The 17,864-nt window shown below is 63.3% G+C and carries 21 protein-coding genes; 10 read left to right on the top strand and 11 right to left on the bottom strand.

Annotation, left to right across the window (positions count from 1 at the left end; translation table 11 throughout):
- On the top strand, positions 1-320 hold a 320-nt coding region (locus NKI32_RS21365), incomplete at its 5' end, for a transposase (RefSeq protein ID WP_502897975.1).
- Positions 321-550: 230 nt separating this feature from the next.
- Here the strand turns inward: NKI32_RS21365 and NKI32_RS21370 are convergent.
- A complete protein-coding gene (locus NKI32_RS21370; protein ID WP_353003511.1) occupies positions 551-2,242 on the bottom strand; it encodes a LysM peptidoglycan-binding domain-containing protein in 1,692 nt (563 codons plus the stop codon).
- Between the two features lie 125 nt (positions 2,243-2,367).
- Here NKI32_RS21370 and NKI32_RS21375 point away from each other — a divergent pair, with 125 nt between their 5' ends.
- The 4 genes from NKI32_RS21375 (at position 2,368) to NKI32_RS21390 (ending at position 5,819) form a co-directional block, all read left to right on the top strand.
- On the top strand, positions 2,368-2,979 hold the full coding sequence (locus NKI32_RS21375; RefSeq protein WP_023673582.1) for an LOG family protein: 612 nt from the start codon (positions 2,368-2,370) through the stop codon (positions 2,977-2,979).
- Positions 2,966-3,241 carry a hypothetical protein gene (locus NKI32_RS21380; RefSeq protein WP_023727585.1) on the top strand — a complete coding sequence of 92 codons (276 nt, stop codon included), beginning with the start codon at positions 2,966-2,968 and terminating at the stop codon, positions 3,239-3,241. Before NKI32_RS21375 ends, NKI32_RS21380 begins: the two co-directional genes overlap by 14 nt.
- 121 nt (positions 3,242-3,362) lie before the next feature.
- Positions 3,363-4,448, top strand: coding sequence for a sulfotransferase family protein (locus tag NKI32_RS21385; RefSeq protein ID WP_353003513.1), 1,086 nt, complete (start codon positions 3,363-3,365; stop codon positions 4,446-4,448).
- A 378-nt stretch (positions 4,449-4,826) separates the two neighbouring features.
- Positions 4,827-5,819 (top strand): transporter, encoded by a 993-nt coding sequence (locus NKI32_RS21390; protein ID WP_023816821.1) that lies wholly within the window; start codon positions 4,827-4,829, stop codon positions 5,817-5,819.
- Positions 5,820-5,885: 66 nt separating this feature from the next.
- Here NKI32_RS21390 and NKI32_RS21395 read toward each other — a convergent pair whose 3' ends face one another.
- The 9 genes from NKI32_RS21395 to cysS all read right to left on the bottom strand — a co-directional run bounded on the left by NKI32_RS21395 (position 5,886) and on the right by cysS (position 13,927).
- Positions 5,886-6,572 (bottom strand): glutathione S-transferase family protein, encoded by a 687-nt coding sequence (locus tag NKI32_RS21395; protein ID WP_353003515.1) that lies wholly within the window; start codon positions 6,570-6,572, stop codon positions 5,886-5,888.
- 11 nt (positions 6,573-6,583) lie between these two features.
- Positions 6,584-7,513 (bottom strand): EamA family transporter RarD, encoded by a 930-nt coding sequence (gene rarD / locus NKI32_RS21400; protein WP_023673577.1) that lies wholly within the window; start codon positions 7,511-7,513, stop codon positions 6,584-6,586.
- 138 nt (positions 7,514-7,651) lie between these two features.
- Positions 7,652-9,268 carry a citramalate synthase gene (gene cimA, locus NKI32_RS21405; protein ID WP_023684468.1) on the bottom strand — a complete coding sequence of 539 codons (1,617 nt, stop codon included), beginning with the start codon at positions 9,266-9,268 and terminating at the stop codon, positions 7,652-7,654.
- Positions 9,269-9,455: 187 nt separating this feature from the next.
- Positions 9,456-10,412: a prolyl aminopeptidase gene (gene pip, locus NKI32_RS21410; RefSeq protein ID WP_023702703.1), complete on the bottom strand. Its 957-nt coding sequence runs from the start codon at positions 10,410-10,412 to the stop codon at positions 9,456-9,458.
- Positions 10,413-10,420: 8 nt separating this feature from the next.
- Positions 10,421-10,897: a GFA family protein gene (locus NKI32_RS21415; RefSeq protein WP_023687309.1), complete on the bottom strand. Its 477-nt coding sequence runs from the start codon at positions 10,895-10,897 to the stop codon at positions 10,421-10,423.
- Positions 10,894-11,400: a GFA family protein gene (locus tag NKI32_RS21420; RefSeq protein WP_023687308.1), complete on the bottom strand. Its 507-nt coding sequence runs from the start codon at positions 11,398-11,400 to the stop codon at positions 10,894-10,896. Before NKI32_RS21420 ends, NKI32_RS21415 begins: the two co-directional genes overlap by 4 nt.
- A 22-nt stretch (positions 11,401-11,422) precedes the next feature.
- Entirely contained in the window at positions 11,423-11,809 is a 387-nt protein-coding gene (locus NKI32_RS21425; RefSeq protein ID WP_352512299.1) for a VOC family protein, read from the bottom strand.
- Entirely contained in the window at positions 11,806-12,210 is a 405-nt protein-coding gene (locus tag NKI32_RS21430; protein ID WP_023832487.1) for an endonuclease domain-containing protein, read from the bottom strand. Before NKI32_RS21430 ends, NKI32_RS21425 begins: the two co-directional genes overlap by 4 nt.
- Before the next feature lie 283 nt (positions 12,211-12,493).
- Positions 12,494-13,927 carry a cysteine--tRNA ligase gene (gene cysS, locus NKI32_RS21435; RefSeq protein ID WP_352512301.1) on the bottom strand — a complete coding sequence of 478 codons (1,434 nt, stop codon included), beginning with the start codon at positions 13,925-13,927 and terminating at the stop codon, positions 12,494-12,496.
- 390 nt (positions 13,928-14,317) lie between these two features.
- Between cysS and NKI32_RS21440 the strand changes: the two genes are divergently transcribed.
- Positions 14,318-14,473 carry a hypothetical protein gene (locus NKI32_RS21440; RefSeq protein ID WP_023673568.1) on the top strand — a complete coding sequence of 52 codons (156 nt, stop codon included), beginning with the start codon at positions 14,318-14,320 and terminating at the stop codon, positions 14,471-14,473.
- Positions 14,474-14,611: 138 nt separating this feature from the next.
- On the opposite strand, the gene NKI32_RS21445 is transcribed toward NKI32_RS21440, so the two are convergent.
- Complete coding sequence (locus NKI32_RS21445) at positions 14,612-15,370, bottom strand: SOS response-associated peptidase (protein WP_352512303.1); 759 nt, start codon at positions 15,368-15,370, stop codon at positions 14,612-14,614.
- Between the two features lie 124 nt (positions 15,371-15,494).
- On the opposite strand from NKI32_RS21445, the gene NKI32_RS21450 reads away from it, so the two are divergent.
- The 4 genes from NKI32_RS21450 to NKI32_RS21465 all read left to right on the top strand — a co-directional run bounded on the left by NKI32_RS21450 (position 15,495) and on the right by NKI32_RS21465 (position 17,843).
- Complete coding sequence (locus NKI32_RS21450) at positions 15,495-15,902, top strand: NUDIX hydrolase (RefSeq protein WP_023698665.1); 408 nt, start codon at positions 15,495-15,497, stop codon at positions 15,900-15,902.
- 67 nt (positions 15,903-15,969) lie between these two features.
- Positions 15,970-16,347: a TIGR02301 family protein gene (locus NKI32_RS21455; RefSeq protein ID WP_352512305.1), complete on the top strand. Its 378-nt coding sequence runs from the start codon at positions 15,970-15,972 to the stop codon at positions 16,345-16,347.
- Positions 16,348-16,675: 328 nt separating this feature from the next.
- Positions 16,676-16,933, top strand: a complete 258-nt coding sequence (locus NKI32_RS21460) for a hypothetical protein (protein WP_023673564.1) — start codon at positions 16,676-16,678, stop codon at positions 16,931-16,933.
- A gap of 106 nt (positions 16,934-17,039) precedes the next feature.
- Entirely contained in the window at positions 17,040-17,843 is an 804-nt protein-coding gene (locus NKI32_RS21465; protein ID WP_353003519.1) for a hypothetical protein, read from the top strand.
- The last annotated feature ends 21 nt before the right edge of the window (positions 17,844-17,864 follow it).

A 17,864-nucleotide genomic window follows, 5' to 3' on the forward strand; every position in this document is an offset into this window, starting at 1 on the left:
CACAAGAAGCGCGGCGCAAAATCAACAAGGAAGCCAGGGCCAAGGGCAACAAGGTTCAACCGCAGACGCTGATTGCGGCCGGCTTCGTCCTGCTTGTGACCTCGCTTGACCGGGAGGAGTTTCCCGCCGATACGGTCCTCAAGCTCTACCGCATGCGCTGGCGCATCGAACTCGCCTTCAAGCGCCTGAAGAGCCTGATCGGGCTGCGCTCTCCTCCCGCCAAGGACCCAAGGATCGCAAGGCCTTGGATCCTTGCACACTTCCTCATCGCGCTTGTGACCGAACCCCTCTCGCAGGAGTTGGGTGTCTCTCCCCCTTGAGCGACGGGCGCCCGCTGCTGTGGCGCGCAACCCGCCAGATCGTCGCCTCTCTGATCGCGACCATCCTGATCGCGACCATCTTTCCTCAACCTTCCTTGGCGGCCCTGCGCCAAAAACTCCATGCCTTGCGATATCGCTGGCGTGAGCCACCACGAAAGCGCAAGTTTCAGTCCATGCCAAAGCTATCTTAGCGCCTATGCCCTCAAGGGGGGAGATCAAGCGCTCGGCCGCTACTGCGTCTTCACCGGCGCCGTTGTCACCTGCTCGCCCATCGCCTTGAGGTCGGCGGCTTCGCCTTCCTTGGACTTTTCCGGAACCTTGAACACCTGCCCCGGCCAGATGCGGTCGGGATCGCTGATCTGGTCCTGGTTGGCGAGATAGATGGTCGAGAAGCGCACGCCGTGACCGTAGACGCGCCGTGAGATCCGCCACAGCGTGTCGTGCCTGCGGATGATCACCGCGCCGTCGGCATGTTCAAGCTTTGGCGCCACCGTCTCTGGCACATCGGGCGTTGCCGCCGCGACGACGGCTGAAACCTCAGCGGCAGGCGCTGCCGGTGCCGCAGGTGCCCCGGCAACCGCCGGGGCAGCCGGAGCCGGCGCTTCAGCCGCCGGTGCGGCTGGTGCGGATGCGGCAGCAGCTGGTGCGGGCTTCGCAGGGGCAGCCGCGATAGTGGCTGGCGCCGCAGGCTTCGGAGCGGCCGGTGCTTCGGCAGCAGCCGGTGCGGCCGGCTCAGCAGGCTTTGCTTCGGCGGGCTTGGTCTCGGTGGGCTTGGCCTCCGCGGGCGCCACGGCGGCGATCGCTTCGCCGGGTTCGCGCTCGAACGGCACGGCGGCGCGCGCTACCACCTTCACGCCGTCGGCATCGAGACCGTCGACATGGATGGTGTAGTTGCCGACCGGGATATCGCGCGTTGCCTCGACCAGGAAATGACCGTCGGGCGAGGTCACCGCATCACCAAGCAGGATATCGTTGGCATAGGCGCGCACCTTGCGGCCGGCGTCAGCCAGACCGGCAACGAAAATCTTGTCGCCGTCGATCTCGACCGCTTCGACGACGATCTTGGGTTCAGCCACGGCGGCAGCCGGCGGCGTTGCCGGTGCCGCCGGTGCCGGCACCGGTGCTGCCGGAGCGGCGGCGGCTTCCACAGCCGGAGCTGCAGGCGCGGTTTCAGCGGGAGCGGCGGGTGCGGTCGCGGCAGGTGCATCGGCGGCCGGGGCAGCGGCCTGATCGCCGGCGGCCGGTGCCGCGGGCTCAGGCGCCGGGACGCTAAGCAGCTCGGCCGGCTTGCCGGGTTCCTCGACCATCGCCAGCACCTGGCCGGCGGCGTCCTTGGGAACCGAAACGACGGCGGTCTGCACGGAAGGGGTAACCACATCGCCGGCCGTCGCGCGCAACGCAATCGTATAGTCGCCGGGCTTCAGCGGATCATCGAGAACGATGACGAAGGCGCCGTCCGGACCGGCGACAGTCGAGCCAAGCACCGAGGAGCCGTTGAGGATCTCGATCTTCGAATTGGGCGCAGCATTGCCGGCAACGACGATCGAGCCGTTGCTTTCGACGCGCACGACGTCGAAGCTCGGCGCAACCGGGCCGGCCGCGGCCGGCGCTGGGGTTGCTGGGGCAGCAACGGGCGCGGCAGGTGCCGCCGGAGCCGCAGCTTCGGTCGCGGGAGCCGTTGCGTCGGCAGGCGCGGGTGCTGCGGGAGCCTTGGCATCGGTGGGCGCGGCGGGCGCCGGCGGCAGCCTTCCCTCGGTCCCCGGATCGGCCAGCTTTTCAGCCGGCGGTGTCAGCGATGCAATCGCGGCCGGCGGCGTGGGATTCAGATACGGGTCGAGTGCGCCCGATACATAGGCGGTTCCGACGACCGCGACGGTCCCACCCGCCGCGAACAGAAACGTCTTCAATGGATTAACAGCCATATTTCCCCTACCCCTTAGCCACCTGAAGCCGGTCTAGCGTGTTTTGCCGACACCGACAAGAAAAAGCCCGGGCTTGTCAGCCCTTGGGGCTTGACCCCGCATTCAGACCCAATCACCAATCACGAATGAACACGATTCGATCCGTCTGCGTCTATTGCGGCTCGTCTCCGGGCCGCGATGAAATCTATGCCAAGGCCGGGCACCTGCTTGGCCGCTCGCTCGCCAAAGCCGGCCTGCGGCTGGTCTATGGCGGCGGCACCAAAGGCATTATGGGCGCAGTCGCCGAAGGCGCGCTCAAGGCCGGCGGCAAGGTAACGGGCATCATTCCGCGCTTCCTCATCAACAAGGAGGCGACCGAAACCGCGCTTGACCGGCTCGACGAGTTGCTGATCACCGACAACATGCACGAGCGCAAGCACAAGATGTTCGAGAAATCCGACGCCTTTGTGGCGCTGCCCGGCGGCATCGGCACGGTCGAGGAAATCGTCGAGATCATGACCTGGGGCCAGCTCGGCCATCACCGCAAGCCGATCGTCTTCGCCAACGTTCAAGGATTCTGGGATCCGATGCTGGCGCTGCTCGACCATATGGCCAGCGAAGGCTTCATCCACACCGCGCAACGGGTCAAGCCGCTGGTGGTCGAAGACCCCGAGGCCATCGTCGCCGCCATCATGGTGGCGGGGTCGTCGGTCGATGCGCCGACGGAAGGCGTGCAGTCGGTGATTGACAAGATGTGAGGACGAAGCCGGCCTTGGCGCAGGCGGCCAGGAATTGAGCCCGGTTGGTGTCGTCGGCCTGGCGCACCAACTGCGCCGCGTCGTGCTGGCGCTCAAGGCTGCCGGCTACGAAACACTGGGCAACACCTGGATCGGCGACAGCAACAAGGCCAGCCTGGCCCAGAAGCAGAAGTCCAATGCGAAGCCACTGATCGACTGCATCTGCTTGGCAAGGATCTGTAGCGTTGGCGCAGCTGACTTCGATCTGTCCAGCTTTTCTTGAGCTCCGTCTTGTGCGCAATGTAAGCACGTTGGCGACGATTTCCATTTGCAGCCCGCTTCGCAGTTGGTTATCGGAGAACATTGGGCGGGAACGGAAATTTGGAGAGCGAGACAAAGGGGAGATGAATCCGCGCGAGCGATTGACGGCCGCGAAGGGCGAGATCGCGTCGCAACCAAGGACGGCGATCCTGGTCCTCGGAATGCACCGCAGCGGCACCTCGGCGCTCGGCGCCCTCGTCGCCGCGCATGGAGCCACGCCGCCGAAACATCTGCTGCCCGGGAGCCTCCACAATCCCAAGGGACATTGGGAAAGTACCCCACTCACCATCGCCGACGACCACCTGCTCACGGCGGCCGCCTCCTCCTGGCAAGATTGGCTGCCGCTAGATCGGCAGTGGCTGCAGTCGCCGGCAGCCGAGCGATTTCGGCCCATGATGACGGCGATCATTGCCAGCGAGTTCGGCGATGCCCCCCTGTTTTTCGTCAAGGATCCGCGGATCTGCCGGTTCCTTCCCTTCATGGCCTCGATCCTGGCCGATCTCAGGATTGATCCGATCGCATTTCTGCCTGTTCGCAACCCGCTCGAAGTCGCCTGTTCGCTGCAGGAACGGGATCAAATGGCACTGCCGACAGCGTTCATGCTGTGGCTCAGGCACGTGCTCGAAGCGGAGCATCATTCGCGACACATGCCGCGCTGTATCCTGCGCCACGAAGACCTGTTGAGCGACTGGCGACATCAGATGGACCGCGCGGCCAGGGAGACCGGAATCGTCTGGCCTGTCACGTCCGATCACGCCGACGCCGCAATCGCCGAGTTCCTGGACAAGGATCTGCATCATCAGCGGGCCTCGGTCGCTGATCTGCAAAACCATCCGGATGCCACGCCATTAGTCCGCAGTGCCTATGCCATTTTGCGCAGTATGGCGTCTGAAGGCGACAGCCAGGACTTGCGCGACCAGCTCGACAGGGTGCGGGCGACGTTCGATGAGAGCTGCGATGTGGTTGGCAAGGCCGTTGCCGCAGGGAACCTGGCCGCTAAACGGCTACACGGCGAACTGGGAAAGGGCATCGTCGAGCGTGACGCCCTCGCTGACGCCCAACAGGCCCTCATCCGAGACCGAGACAGCTTCATGGCGGAGCGTGACGCGCTCGCTCACGCCCAGCAGGACCTCATCCAAGCCCCGAGACAGCTTCATGGCGGAGCGTGATGCGCTTGCTCACGCCCAGCAGGACCTCATCCAAGCCCGAGACAGCTTCATGGCGGAGCGTGACGCGCTCGCCCTGGGCCAAGACGGCCTCGTAGCCGAGCGTAGCGCGCTGGCCAGGATCCGAGACGACCTGGTGGCGGAGCGCGATGCGGCGCTTGCGTCACGCAGATGGCGATTGACCGGACCGTTGCGATGGGTGAGCTCCATTCGTCGGCGATAGCAGCAAACACTCTAAACGCTGCTCGACAAACTGTGATCGCCTGTCAAGAAACCGTCACACGGAACCCGCCTCCCTCGTGTTACGAAGGACGGGTCGGCATCCGCGCGTCGGCATAGTCGAAATCTGAACCTGGTCGAAATTTCTTGGCGAGGCGAGCCGTGAACATTGCTCTCAACGCGGAAGGCCTGTCGCCTTACCTGCCCGACGAGCACGGGCTGTTCTTCATCTACCATTTCACCGCCGAGGGCCTGCGCACCAAGGACGCGGCCGAGGTTGCATGGACATGGCGCAGCTACCAGCTGTCCGACCTGCGCGCCCGTCATGAGATCGCCGCCGAGCAGGCTCTGCCCGGGCCGGTGCGCGAAGCTTTCCTCGGCGCCAGCCAGGGTTGCCACGTCGATCTCGAGGATGCCTGGCTTTATGGCGACCTGCCGGATCTGCGCCACGACTATTCGGCGGAAGCGCGCGGGCTCGGCCATTTCCGTTTTGCGCTCAACGACAAGACGCTGATCGGCGCGCGCAAGCAGCCACTGGAATCGGTCGATCTCATCCGCAAGGCGGTGGAGAGCGGCTCGCGCAAATTCCGCTCCCCCGCCGACCTGGTCGAAGCGGTCATGGGCCAGTCGCTCGACGGCATGGCGGCCGAACTCCACGGTCTTGGCGATACGCTGGACGGCATCGAGGACCGTATCGTGCGCGATGCCTGGCACGGCGAGCGGCAGTCGCTGGTCGAGGCGCGCCGTCAACTGGTGGTCATCCACCGGCAGATGGCGACGCTCACAAACCTTTTTCGCCATCTCGACCATTCGCATCGCAATGAGCTGCCCGATCGGATCAATGACATGGCGACAAGGCTCTCGCACCGGGCACACACGCTCTATCACGACGGCGAGCAGTTGCAGGCACGCGCAAGGTTGCTGCAGGACGAGTTGATGGCCAAGCTGACAATGCAGTCCAACCAGCTGCTCTATGTGCTGTCGGTGATGACGGCGGTGCTGTTGCCGATGACCATCATATCAGGCCTGTTCGGCATGAATGTCGGTGGCCTGCCCATGGTCAATACGCCGATGGGCTTCTGGGTGGTCTCGGCGGTTTCGATCGTGATCGCCGCGGCGACCTACATGTTCGTAAGGCGGCTCGGGCGGACGTAACGCCCCGATCCCTTTGTTTTCACGCAATTCCCAAGGGAACGCGACGCGCTTTTCCTAGAATGCCCATCACGCCGTAGCGCGAAGATCCTCGACGATGGTGCCGGCGGCAGCGATCTCCGCCTCATGGTCCGGCTCCCGCCAGGTCTCGGCGAGACCCGCCGCATACCATTCCTGCATGGCCGGCAGGCCAAGCAATTGCGGGGGATAGGCTGCAGCTGCCCCTTCGAAAGACAGCCCATAGGATAGCACACGGAACGCCACCGGAGCAAAGAAGGCGTCGACGGCGGTAAAATGGCCGCCGGCAAGGAACGGCCCGCCGAACAGGGCAAGGCCATCGTTCCAGAGATCGCCCAAACGGAACAGATCCTGCTTCAGCGCGTCCGACATCGGCAACGGTTTCACCCGCAAGCCGCAATTCATCGGGCATGCGCCGCGCAAGGCCGTGAAACCAGAATGCATTTCGGCGGCGGCCGAGCGCGCCCAGGCTCGCGCCTTGGCCTCGGCAGGCCACACACCATGGTGGCGCTCGGCGAGATACTCGGCAATAGCCAGCGAATCCCAGACAGCCCAGCCGTCATCCACCAGGCAAGGCACGCGCCCGCTGGGCGAGAACGCCCGGTAGAGATCGAAACTGGGCCCGGTCGGAAACGGCGTCAATTGCTCCTCGAACGGAATGTCGAGGGTGCGCATCAGCACCCATGGCCGCAGCGACCATGACGAATAGTTCTTGTTGGCGATATGCAGCACGTACATCGAAAGGCTCCCTACTTCGGGGCCAATGCCACCGGGCGGATTTCACGGCCACGAAACATCGACCAGGAATACATCGCCAATGCCGCCCAGATCAGCGCGAAGGCAATTGCTTGCGTGGTGCCGAACGGCTCGTCGAAAATCAGCACGGCGATCAGGAACACCATGGTCGGTGCGATGTACTGCATGATGCCGATGGTGGAGAGGCGCAGAAGCTTGGCGCCGAAGGCGAACAGAAGCAGCGGCACCGAGGTGACTGGGCCGCAGCCGATGAGCAAAGCCATATCGGTGCCGTTGCTGGAGATGAAATGGTCCTGGCCGTTGACGACCAGGAAGACGATGTAGGCAAGCGCCGGCACCGACAGCAAAAGCACTTCGAGCAGAAAGCCCTGGCTCGGGCCGATCGGCAGCGTCTTGCGGAAGAACCCATAGGCAGCGAAGGAAAACGCCAGCGCCAACGACACCCAAGGCAATTTGCCGGCATCGACGGTCAGAACGGCAACTGCGACCGCCGCCAGCAACACGGCCGCGATCTGCAGCCGGTCGAGCTTCTCGCCGAGCAACAACGCGCCGACGACGATGCTAACTAATGGGTTGATGTAGTATCCGAGCGCGGTCTCGACGGTGCGGTCGACCGAGATCGCCCAGACATAGATGGCCCAGTTGACGGAGATCAGGGTCGCCGTCAGCGCCGCCATGGCGATGCTGCGCGGCGAGCGGATCGCCGCCTTGAAATCGGCTGTGCGGCCGGCCCAGACCAGCACTGCAGCAGCAATCGGCACCGACCAGACGATGCGGTGGGCGATCACCTCGATCAGCGGCAGATGCGCAACCGCCTTCATGTAGAAGGGCAACAGGCCCCATAGCAGATAAGCGCCGAGCGCGAGGAGAAAGCCGCTGCGGGCTTTGGAGTCGGCGTCGGGCTGGATCGTGTCGCTGGCCATAGCAACCGCTATGGCCCAGTGGGCCATCCAAAACCATCGCAAAATTATGATGGATCAATGGACTTCCGCTGATGGCTCAAGGGGCGGCGCCAGTTCCTCGCCCCATTCGGGGGGCGAGGAAACCCACGTCTTGCAACCCTACTCCGCCGCCACCAATCCCGCCATGTCGCGGTTCTTCATCAGCTTGTAGACGATCGAATCCATCAGCGCCTGGAAGGAGGCGTCGATTATGTTTTCCGACACGCCGACCGTCCACCAGCGTGCGCCGGTGCCGTCATGCGATTCGATCAGGACGCGAGTGATCGCCTCGGTGCCGCCATTGAGGATACGCACCTTGAAATCGGCGAGCTCCATGTCGGCGATCTCGCTCTGGAATTTGCCGAGGTCCTTGCGCAACGCGATGTCGAGCGCGTTGACCGGGCCGTGGCCTTCGGCCACCGACATCTTCTCCTCGCCCTCGACCATCACCTTGACGATGGCTTCGGAGACCGTCTTCAACTGGCCGTTGGCATCGAAGCGGCGCTCGACCATGCAGCGGAACGAAGTGACGTTGAAGAACTCCGGCAGGCCGTGCAGCATTTTGCGCGCCAACAGCTCGAAGGAGGCATCGGCGCCCTCATAGGCGTAGCCCTCGGCCTCGCGCTCCTTGACCACCGAGATCAGCGCATCGAGACGATGGTCGTCTCTGGGCACATCGATGCCGCGCCGCTTCAGCTCGGCGAGGAAATTGGCCTTGCCGCCCTGGTCCGAAACCATAACGCGGCGGCGGTTGCCTACCGCCTCGGGCGGCACATGTTCATAGGTCGCCGGCTCCTTGGCCAGTGCGGAGGCATGGATTCCGGCCTTGGTGGCGAAGGCTGAGGCGCCGACATAGGGCGCCTGCGCTTCCGGAGCACGGTTCAGCAATTCGTCGAAGGCGCGGGAAAGCCGGGATATCCCGGTCAGCGCCTCGGCCGAGATGCCGGTTTCAAACCGATCGGCGAAGGCCGGCTTCAGCGCCAGCGTCGGTACGATCGAGACCAGATTGGCGTTGCCGCAGCGCTCGCCGATGCCGTTCAGCGTGCCTTGGATCTGGCGCACGCCGGCCTCGACGGCGGCGAGCGAATTGGCCACCGCTTGGCCGGTGTCGTCATGGGCATGGATGCCGAGATGGCCGCCCGGAATACCTGAAACAATGACCTTGTCGACGATGGCGCGCACTTCCGAGGGCTGCGTGCCACCATTGGTGTCGCACAACACCACCCAGCGCGCGCCGGCATCATAGGCGGTCCTGGCGCAGGCCAGTGCGTAGTCCGGATTGGCCTTGAAGCCGTCGAAGAAATGCTCGCAATCGACCATCGCTTCCTTGCCGGCGGCAACAGCTGCTTCGACCGACGCGTTGATCGAGTCGAGGTTTTCCTCATTGGTGCAGCCGAGCGCGACGCGGACATGATAGTCCCAGCTCTTGGCGACGAAGCAGATGGCGTCGGACTTGGACTGCACGAGCGCTGCCAGGCCCGGGTCGTTGGATGCCGACACGCCTGCCCGCTTGGTCATGCCGAAGGCGACGAACTTTGCCTTCGCCGTGCGCTTCTGCTGGAAGAAGGCGGTGTCGGTCGGATTGGCGCCGGGATAGCCGCCTTCGACATAGTCCATGCCGAACTCATCGAGCAGCTTGGCAATCGCGATCTTGTCCTCGACGGAAAAGTCGATGCCCGGCGTCTGCTGGCCATCGCGGAGGGTTGTGTCGAAGAGATAGAGGCGTTGTTTGGTCATTGTTCTGTTGGCGCGCGAGCACCCCCCTCTGGCCTGCCGGCCATTTCCCCCTCAAGGGGGAAGATCGGCAGCTTTAGCGTCGGATCGTTTCCTGCAGCGACGGAGATTTGCGAAAGCGCCGATGACAGCCAATCTCCCCCCTTGAGGGGGAGATGTCCGGCAGGACAGAGGGGGGTGCCGCGCGCTGTCATTTCCCCGCAAACCCATCCGTCGCGCGTATCAGCCGATCCAGAATCCCCGGCTCCGAATAGGAATGGCCGGCGCCTTCGATGAGGTGGAAATCCGCCTTCGGCCAGGCCTTGTGCAGGGCCCAGGCATAGCGCGCCGGGCACGGCATGTCGTAGCGGCCGTGGACGATTGTGCCGGGAATATCCGCGAGCTTATAGGCATCGCGCAGAAGCTGCCCCTCCTCCAGCCAACCGGCGTGGACGAAATAGTGGTTCTCGATGCGGGCAAAGGCGATGGCGAAGTCGTCCTCGCCGAACTTGTCGCTGGTCTCCGGCTCCGGTAGCAGCGTGATCGTCTCACCTTCCCACAGGCTCCAGGCAAGGGCGGCTTCCAGCTGCGCCTTGCCATCGGCGCCGACCAACCGCCTGCGGTAAGCGGCCATCATGTCGCCGCGCTCGGCTTCAGGAATTGGCGCCAGGAAACGCTCCCATTTGTCGGGGAACATCTCGGAGACGCCGAACTGATAGTACCATTCGAGTTCGGCGCGGGTCAGCGTGTAGATGCCGCGCACGACAAGCTCGCTGACGCGATTAGGATGCGTCTCGGCATAGGCCAGCGCCAGCGTCGAGCCCCACGAGCCGCCGAACACCAGCCATTTTTCGAAGCCGCACATCTCACGCAGCCGCTCGATGTCGGCAACCAGGTGCCAGGTGGTGTTGGCCTCGAGCGAGGCGTTGGGTGTCGATTTCCCGCAGCCGCGCTGGTCGAACAGGATGACGTCGTAAAGCTTCGGGTCGAACAATTGCCGATGTTTTGGCGAGAAGCCGCCGCCGGGACCGCCATGCAGGAAAACGGCCGGCTTGGCGCCCCTGGTTCCGGAGCGCTCCCAGTAGATATGATGGCCGTCGCCGACATCGAGCATGCCGGACTCGAACGCCTCGATCTCTGGATAAAGAGTACGAAGTTCACTGTTCATTTCATTGCTCATATCTTCAGGCCGTGCGCGGGCCAGTCCGTGGTTTCGTGGTCGGGATGCTGGAAGGAGATGATCTGCTCCTGGCGGGAGTAGAAATCCGGATCCTGATGCATGGGCTGGTCAAAGATCGTTTCCACCCAAGGCAATCGGACCGCGTAGTTGACCTGGATCTGCGGCGCCAGATCGGAGCGGTCGTCGAAGGCGCCGATGGCGATCTCCAGTGCGCCAGGTTGGCGATAGGTCAGCGGTGTACCGCAGCGGGCACAGAAGCCGCGATCGATGTTGACCGACGACTGGAAATAGGTGGGCTCTTCGCGCATCCATTCGACGCCATCCTTGGGCACTGTCACCAGCGCGCCGAAAAACGAACCGAACTGTTTCTGGCACATGCGGCAATGGCAGATGGACGCCCGGCCGAGCTTGCCCTTGATGCGGAAACGCACGGCACCGCACTGGCAGCCGCCGGTTCGAACTTCATCGGTCATGATTTTCCCTCTGGCGGCCGGTGTTCGGTGTCCCATTGTTCGGTGTCATGGTCGGGATGCTGGTAGGAGACGAGCTCGGCGAGATAAGGCGCCGACGACATGTCGGCCATAGTGTCCTCGCCCGGCAATTGCGGGATGGTATCGACATAGGGAAGTTTTGCCTCCGTGCCCCACTGGATCAGCGGCACGATATCAGCCGGATTGTCGAAGGCGCCGATGGCGAGGCCGATGCCGTCGGGCGCGGTAAAGGTCAGCGGCGTGCCGCAATTGGCGCAAAAGCCGCGATCGACATGGCTGGACGAGGCGAAATATTTCGGTTCGCCGCGCGTCCAGTCGAGTTTGGCGCCACGCACCGAGACCAGGGGCGCGTAAAATGAGCCGAACGCCTTCTGGCACATGCGGCAATGGCAGATCGAGGCGTCACCCAGCGCACCCTCGACGCGAAAGCGCACCGCGCCGCACTGGCAGCCACCGGTGTAGATCGGCCGGTTGTCGAGGCTCATGGCGTCTCACTCCGTTTCATAGTCATTCGGGCGCATGGCAGACGGCCTCGACATTGTTGCCGTCGGGATCCAAGACGAAGGCGCCGTAATAGTCCGGGTGATAATGCGGGCGCAGCCCCGGCCCGCCATTGTCCTTGCCGCCGGCGGCGAGCGCCGCGGCATGGAAGGCGTCGACCTCGGCGCGGCTGCGCGCGGTGAAGGCGACGTGCTGATGGGTCCTCGGCTTGTCATCGCTGGCCTGCAGCCAGAACACCGGCCGGTCGCGGCCATAGCCACCGACCTTGGCGCCGCCGGTATATTCCAGTGGCACAATGTAGATCAGCGAGGCGCCAAGCGGCGCCATCGCCTGGTCATAAAAGGCTTTCGACGCGCCAAAATCGGCGACATTGATGCCGAGATGGTCGATCATGAAACAAGCTCCTCCCTTGCTGGCGCCGGCACGTCGGCGCCGGCCAAGCCGGCCTCGATCACGATGTGCTGGCAGACATTGTCGATATCGCGGATGACGTCGTCGTTCCAGAAGCGCAGGATGGTCCAGCCACTGGCACTCAATTGAGCGCTGCGTGCCTTGTCGCGTTCTGCATCTTCTACGTCGGCATGCTGACTGCCATCAACCTCGACTACGAGGTGGTGGGCCGAACAGGCGAAGTCGACAATGTAGGGCCCAATCGGTACCTGTCGGCGAAAGCTCATCCCCATCAGCCGGTGAGCCCGCAACTCATTCCACAGTTTCAGCTCGGCATCGGTCATGACGCGACGCATGGACTTTGCATTCTTGCGCTGACGCGATGGAACGAGGTCGTGACCCATGCTCAGGCCACTCCGCGCTGGCGATTAGCGAAAACCGAGGCGAGGGCCAATCTCCCCCCTTGCGGGGGAGATGTCCGGCAGGACAGAGGGGGGTGCTGTCCCGCCAGCGTCTCAACCGGCAGCCATTGCGTTCTCAGAAAGTGACCTAAATGAAAGTGGGCAAGAAGGAACGCTGGCGTTCCTTCACACCCCCCTCTGTCCTGGCGGACATCTCCCCCGCAAGGGGGGAGATTGGCTGTCGCTGCCGCCTTCGCCAATCTTACAACGCTGCCTAGCGCCACCCTCACCGCTTCACCTCCCACGTCGTCACGCGTTCGTTGGTAACAGGATCTTTGCCGTCTTTCAGCTGCACGCCTTGCTCCAGAAGCTCGTCGCGGATGCGGTCAGCTTCGGCCCAGTTTTTGGCGGCGATGAACTCCAGGCGCTGCGCGATCGACTTGGCAACGCTGTCCTCATCCACGGCGGCCGCGCCGATATCGAAGCCGAGGAACAACAGCGATGCCTTCAACGATGCGGCCGCTTCGTTGCCCTCCGCGGCCTCACCGGCAAGCTGCGTGAGTTGCTGGAAGGCGGCGTAGGTGGCGAGGTCGTCCGACAGTGCCGCCACAATCTCCGCCGGGACTTGCCCTGCCGACGGCGCCAGGTCAGCCGCGCGTTTCCATTTGCGCAGCGTGTTCTCGGCTTCCTCCAGCTTGCGCACGGAGAAGTCGATCGGCTCGCGGTAATGCGTCATCAGCATCGCCAGCCGCAGCACCTCGCCCGGCCATTTGCGGCCGCCGAAAGTGTCGGTTTCCAGCAGTTCGGCGATGGCGTAGAAACTGCCGACGCTCTTCGACATTTTCTGGCCCTCGACCTGCAGGAAGCCGTTGTGCATCCAGACATTGGCCATGACGTCGGTGCCGTGGGCGCAACGCGACTGGGCGATCTCGTTCTCATGGTGCGGGAAGATCAGGTCGAGGCCGCCGCCATGGATGTCGAAGACGTCGCCGAGATAGGCGGCCGACATGGCCGAGCACTCGATATGCCAACCGGGCCGGCCCCTGCCCCATGGGCTGTCCCAGCCGGGCTCCTCCGGTGACGACAATTTCCACAGCACGAAATCCCCCGGGCTCCTCTTGTGAGCGTCGACGGCAATTCGCGCACCGGCCTGCTGTTCGTCGAGATTGCGCTTCGACAGCTCGCCATAATCCGGCATCGAGGCGGTGTCGAACAGCACTTCGCCGGCGGCGACATAGGCGTGGCCGCGTTCGATCAAACGTTCGATGAGGGTGATCATGTCAACCTTGCCGTCGGCGCGGCGCGCGACGAACTCGGTGGCGCGTGGCTCGACCGTCGGCGGCAAGCAGCCGAGTGCGGCGACATCCTTGTGGTACTGGTCGGCGGTTTTTTCGGTGACGCGGCGGATCGCCTCGTTGAGCGTCAGGTTTCCCGACGCGATCTCGGCGCCGAAATCGCGCAGCGCGCGGGCGTTAATCTTGTCGTCGACATCTGTGATGTTGCGCACATACGTGACACCAGCCTCGCCGTAGAGGTGACGCAGCAAACGGAACAGCACGTCGAAGACGATCGCCGGACGCGCATTGCCGATATGGGCAAAGTCGTAGACGGTCGGACCGCAGACATAAATGCGCACATTTGACGGGTCGATCGGGACGAACACGTCCTTCGTCCGCGTTAGCGTGTTGTAGAGGCTGAGACCCTTCGATGCGTCAGACATGCGTGCCCTTCCGGCCCGTTAAGTTCTGGATGGAGTCTAACCTGTGCCAAGGCACAAATCGGCTCCAGCCTGCTGGCCGGGGCGTTTGTCCACTCTGGGGAAAGATGAGGCGAAAACGTCCGGACCAGCGCGAAGCTAGCCAATAATGCAAATGCCACAAATGGCGAAAAACGTTTTCATCGGCGGCTTTATCGCCTTGGCCGGTGTTGCCGTCAAGTCGCAACTTCCGGCAAAAGCGTCGCTGGATCATAGGTCAGGAGCCGCTGAAACATTTTATTAAACATGTCGGCACAGTCATGAAACATTCGCCGGCTAGTCCACCATAGGTCACGATTCGGTCAGATTCGGCCGGCAAACGCAGACACGGAAATGTTACCAGGGAAGAGATCGATGTCACGAACCAAGCAGGAATCGAGCCGCGCCAAGCAACCGGCGCTCGCCAACCACTACCGTGCGATCGGCCCGGCCGCGATCGTCGCCGCCCTTCTGCACACCGCGAAGAATAAAAAGCCGGCGCCGAAAATCACTTCGCCCCGCGCTGCCTGAACAGGCATCGTGCCGGCCGCCGACAAGGCGTGCGCCGGAACGGAAGGCTGAGGCGCTCATAGCGCGCCTGAAAACAACAGCTCTTCCTATTGAGCAGGTTCTTCCCGAAGACCGGACCTGGCTTCTTGGGAGCGCGCTCTAAAACAGCGTCATCTGACTGTCGTCCGCGCCGGGCTTCTGGCGCCTGACCTTGTCGGGCTCGACGATGCCCATGTCCTGTATCTCCGGCCCGGTGTTGGCGACCTTGTTGACGAGGTCGGAGACCGGAATTGCCTCGAAGAAATCGGGCAGCGCGGGTTTGAGCAGGTCGGCCACATCGCGCGGTTCGAGCGTGCGGCAGTCCAGCCAGCGGGCAAAATCTTCAGGCGCGATCACCACCGGCATCCGGTCATGGATATGGGCGATGCCGGCATTGGCGTTGATGGTAAGAATGGCGCCGGTGTCCATTTCCGAACCGCCCGGCTCGGCATAGGTTTCAATCAGCCCGGCAAAGGCGATCAACCCGCCATGCCTCGGCCGTATCCAGTAGGGCTGGCCCTTCTTGCCGCTGCCGGATTGCTGCCACTCATAGAAGCCGGAGGCCGGCACCAAGGCACGGCGATGGCGCATGGCGGATTTGAACGAGGCTTTTTCAATAGCGCCTTCCGAACGCGCGTTGATGAGCAGCGGAAATTCCCTGGTGTCCTTGACCCAGGTTGGGATCAGCCCCCAGCGTACCAGCATCGCCTGGCGATCCGGGAAATTCGAGCCCGGCATGCGCGGCGGCCCCGACAGCGCCATTAGCACCGGCTGCGTCGGCGCGATGTTGTAGCGGGCCGGAAAATCGTCCAGCTCCGCCAGGCCGAGCAAGGCGGCGGTCTGGTCCGGCGTGGCCGTCAGGGCAAAGCGTCCGCACATTGGCAAGCTCGATGAATTGATCCGATCGCGAACGTGGCGATGGAACCGGCGCTGCGCAACCGCTAAAGCTGCTCGCTGCCAGCCGGTCCACAGGGTGTGGCCTCACATAAGCGAATCGATATCGATGAACGAGCAGCGCAAGACACTTCCCGCAGTCTCGGTCGCCGTCGTGCGCGGCAGGACGGTGCTGCTGGTCAAGCGGGCGCGGCCGCCGTCGCAGGGGCTTTATGCCTTTCCCGGCGGCAAGGTCGAGCCCGGCGAGACGCTGCAAGAAGCAGCAGTGCGCGAATTGCTGGAGGAAACCGGGCTGCGGGCGCAGGACTATCGTCCGCTTCGCGACATCCACATCGACGGCAGCGGCGAGAATCACCCGGTCGACTATCTGCTGACCGTGTTCGGCGCCGTTTATGCCGGCGGCGAAGCGACGGCCAGCGACGATGCCGAGACCGCCGCCTTCTATAGTCTTGATGAAATGGCGACGCTGCCGCTCGCGGGTGACGTCATGGAGGTGGCTGAAGAGCTTTTGGCCTGAAGCAGGCCCATATCTGCCGCTCCGAGAATCGCCTTGCAGGCGACAAAATGTTTCGTCAGATAGACTTATGACCCGCACCTCGCTGTTCCTTGCCGCATGCATCGCCACCGCCGCGGCTTTTGCCGTGCAGCCGGGGCTGGCCGCCGAGTCGCCGTTCGAGCCCCGGCTGATGCGACTGGCCGAGGTGCTGGGGTCGCTGCATTTCCTGCGCAATCTGTGCGGCGAAAAGGGCGACCAGTGGCGCACCGAGATGGAAAAGCTGATCGATTCGGAAAATCCCGATCCGGAGCGGCGTGCCCGCTTCATCGCCAGCTTCAACCGCGGTTACCGTTCCTTCGGCGGCACCTATACCCAATGCACGCCGTCAGCGACCGAAGCCATCAGCCGCTACATGAAGGAAGGCGAGACGCTGTCGCGCGACATCGCCTCGCGTTACGGCAACTGATGAGCGGCAGACGGCGTTTAGCCAACGCCTTTTCGAGCACCCGCCTTGTATCCACGGCACGTTGATGCAATCTTGGTGTTGCACTTGCGCAACAGTATTAACGAAACGTTAGCGCGCGAATGCGGAATTAACTCAAACTGAAGGTTTTCATCCCGCTCACCGGTCTAATCGGCTAAGTTTGAATCGGACCGAACGCAGGCGACGAAGTTTGTAAAGACGATCAAAAAAATGTGGTATTTACAGATACTTACTAAGCCTGCGTGAGATAGGGGCAGCCCAAGCCGGATCCGACCCGTCGGACCGCCGCTTGAAAAGGTGGACATCGCAAATGGAACATGGCGTCAACGACATCGACGCGCTGGTCAGGGAAGAAAAGCGCCTGACCGCGGTGGAAAGCCATAGCGAGGCCTGGGCGGAAGGTCTGTCGGCCGGCATAGAACCTGAAATCATCGCCGAGGCAGCGCTTGAAACCGCGTTCGGCGAGATGCTGCGAGCCAATGGCGAAACCTCGGCCCTTGCCCTGCTCGATCGCATGCGTGAAAAGGTGATCGCCGGCGCCTTCGAGCCGGAGCGGTTTCGGCACTAGGCGTCGCGCGTCTCAGAGGGTGCACTGCCAGCTTACCGGTTCTTTGACGACGGCGAGTCGTTTGGGCATCATGCCTGAAGAGCCTAGGCCCAAGGAGAGGCAAGCGGTGAATTTTTCGATGTCAGGCCGGCCTCGCGGCGTGGTCCTCAGCATCTGGCTTGCCGCCTCTTGCGCCGCGGTTCCGCTGGCGTTTGTCCTGACCAGCAACCCTGCCTACGCGCTGAGCGAGATCAAGCGCGAGGAGCTTCCAGCTCCTGCCGGGCCACCAGCCAATGGTGAGACGGCGCCGTCTGAAAATTCAGTGCCAATGCCCGATCTGCCCGGCACGGCGCCACCGGCGGCCAGCCAGCCGAAATCGCCCACGGAGCCCGGACAAAGCCAACCGGAAGCCCCCGCCAACGATGGCGGCGTAGCCAACCCAAGTGCCGATCCCGAAGGGCCGGTGCCTGAAGTCGTCTACGACCTTTCCAAATTGCCGGAGCCCGTCAGGCGCATGCGTGATCTGATGGTCGAGGCCTGCGTCAGCGGCGACATCGAGGAGCTGCGGCCGCTGATCGGCAAGGGCGACACCATGACCCAATTGTCGCTGGGCGAAATCGAGGGCGACCCGATCGCGTTCCTGAAAGGGCTATCGGGCGACAAGGAAGGTCAGGAAATCCTCGCTATCCTGGAAGAGGTGCTCAATGCCGGCTATGTCCATGTAGACGTCGGCACACCGCAGGAACTCTATGTCTGGCCGTATTTCTTCGCCCTGCCGCTGGACAAGCTCAACGCCAGGCAGCGGATCGAGCTGTTCAAGATCGTCACCGCCGGCGACTATGACGACATGAAGCAGTTCGGCGCCTACATCTTCTACCGCGTCGGCATCACGCCGGCCGGACAGTGGACATTCTTCGTCGCCGGGGATTGAGTTTCTGCAACGCCCTTACGG

Source organism: Mesorhizobium sp. M0761, from assembly GCF_040320205.1.
Taxonomy (GTDB): Bacteria; Pseudomonadota; Alphaproteobacteria; order Rhizobiales; family Rhizobiaceae; genus Mesorhizobium.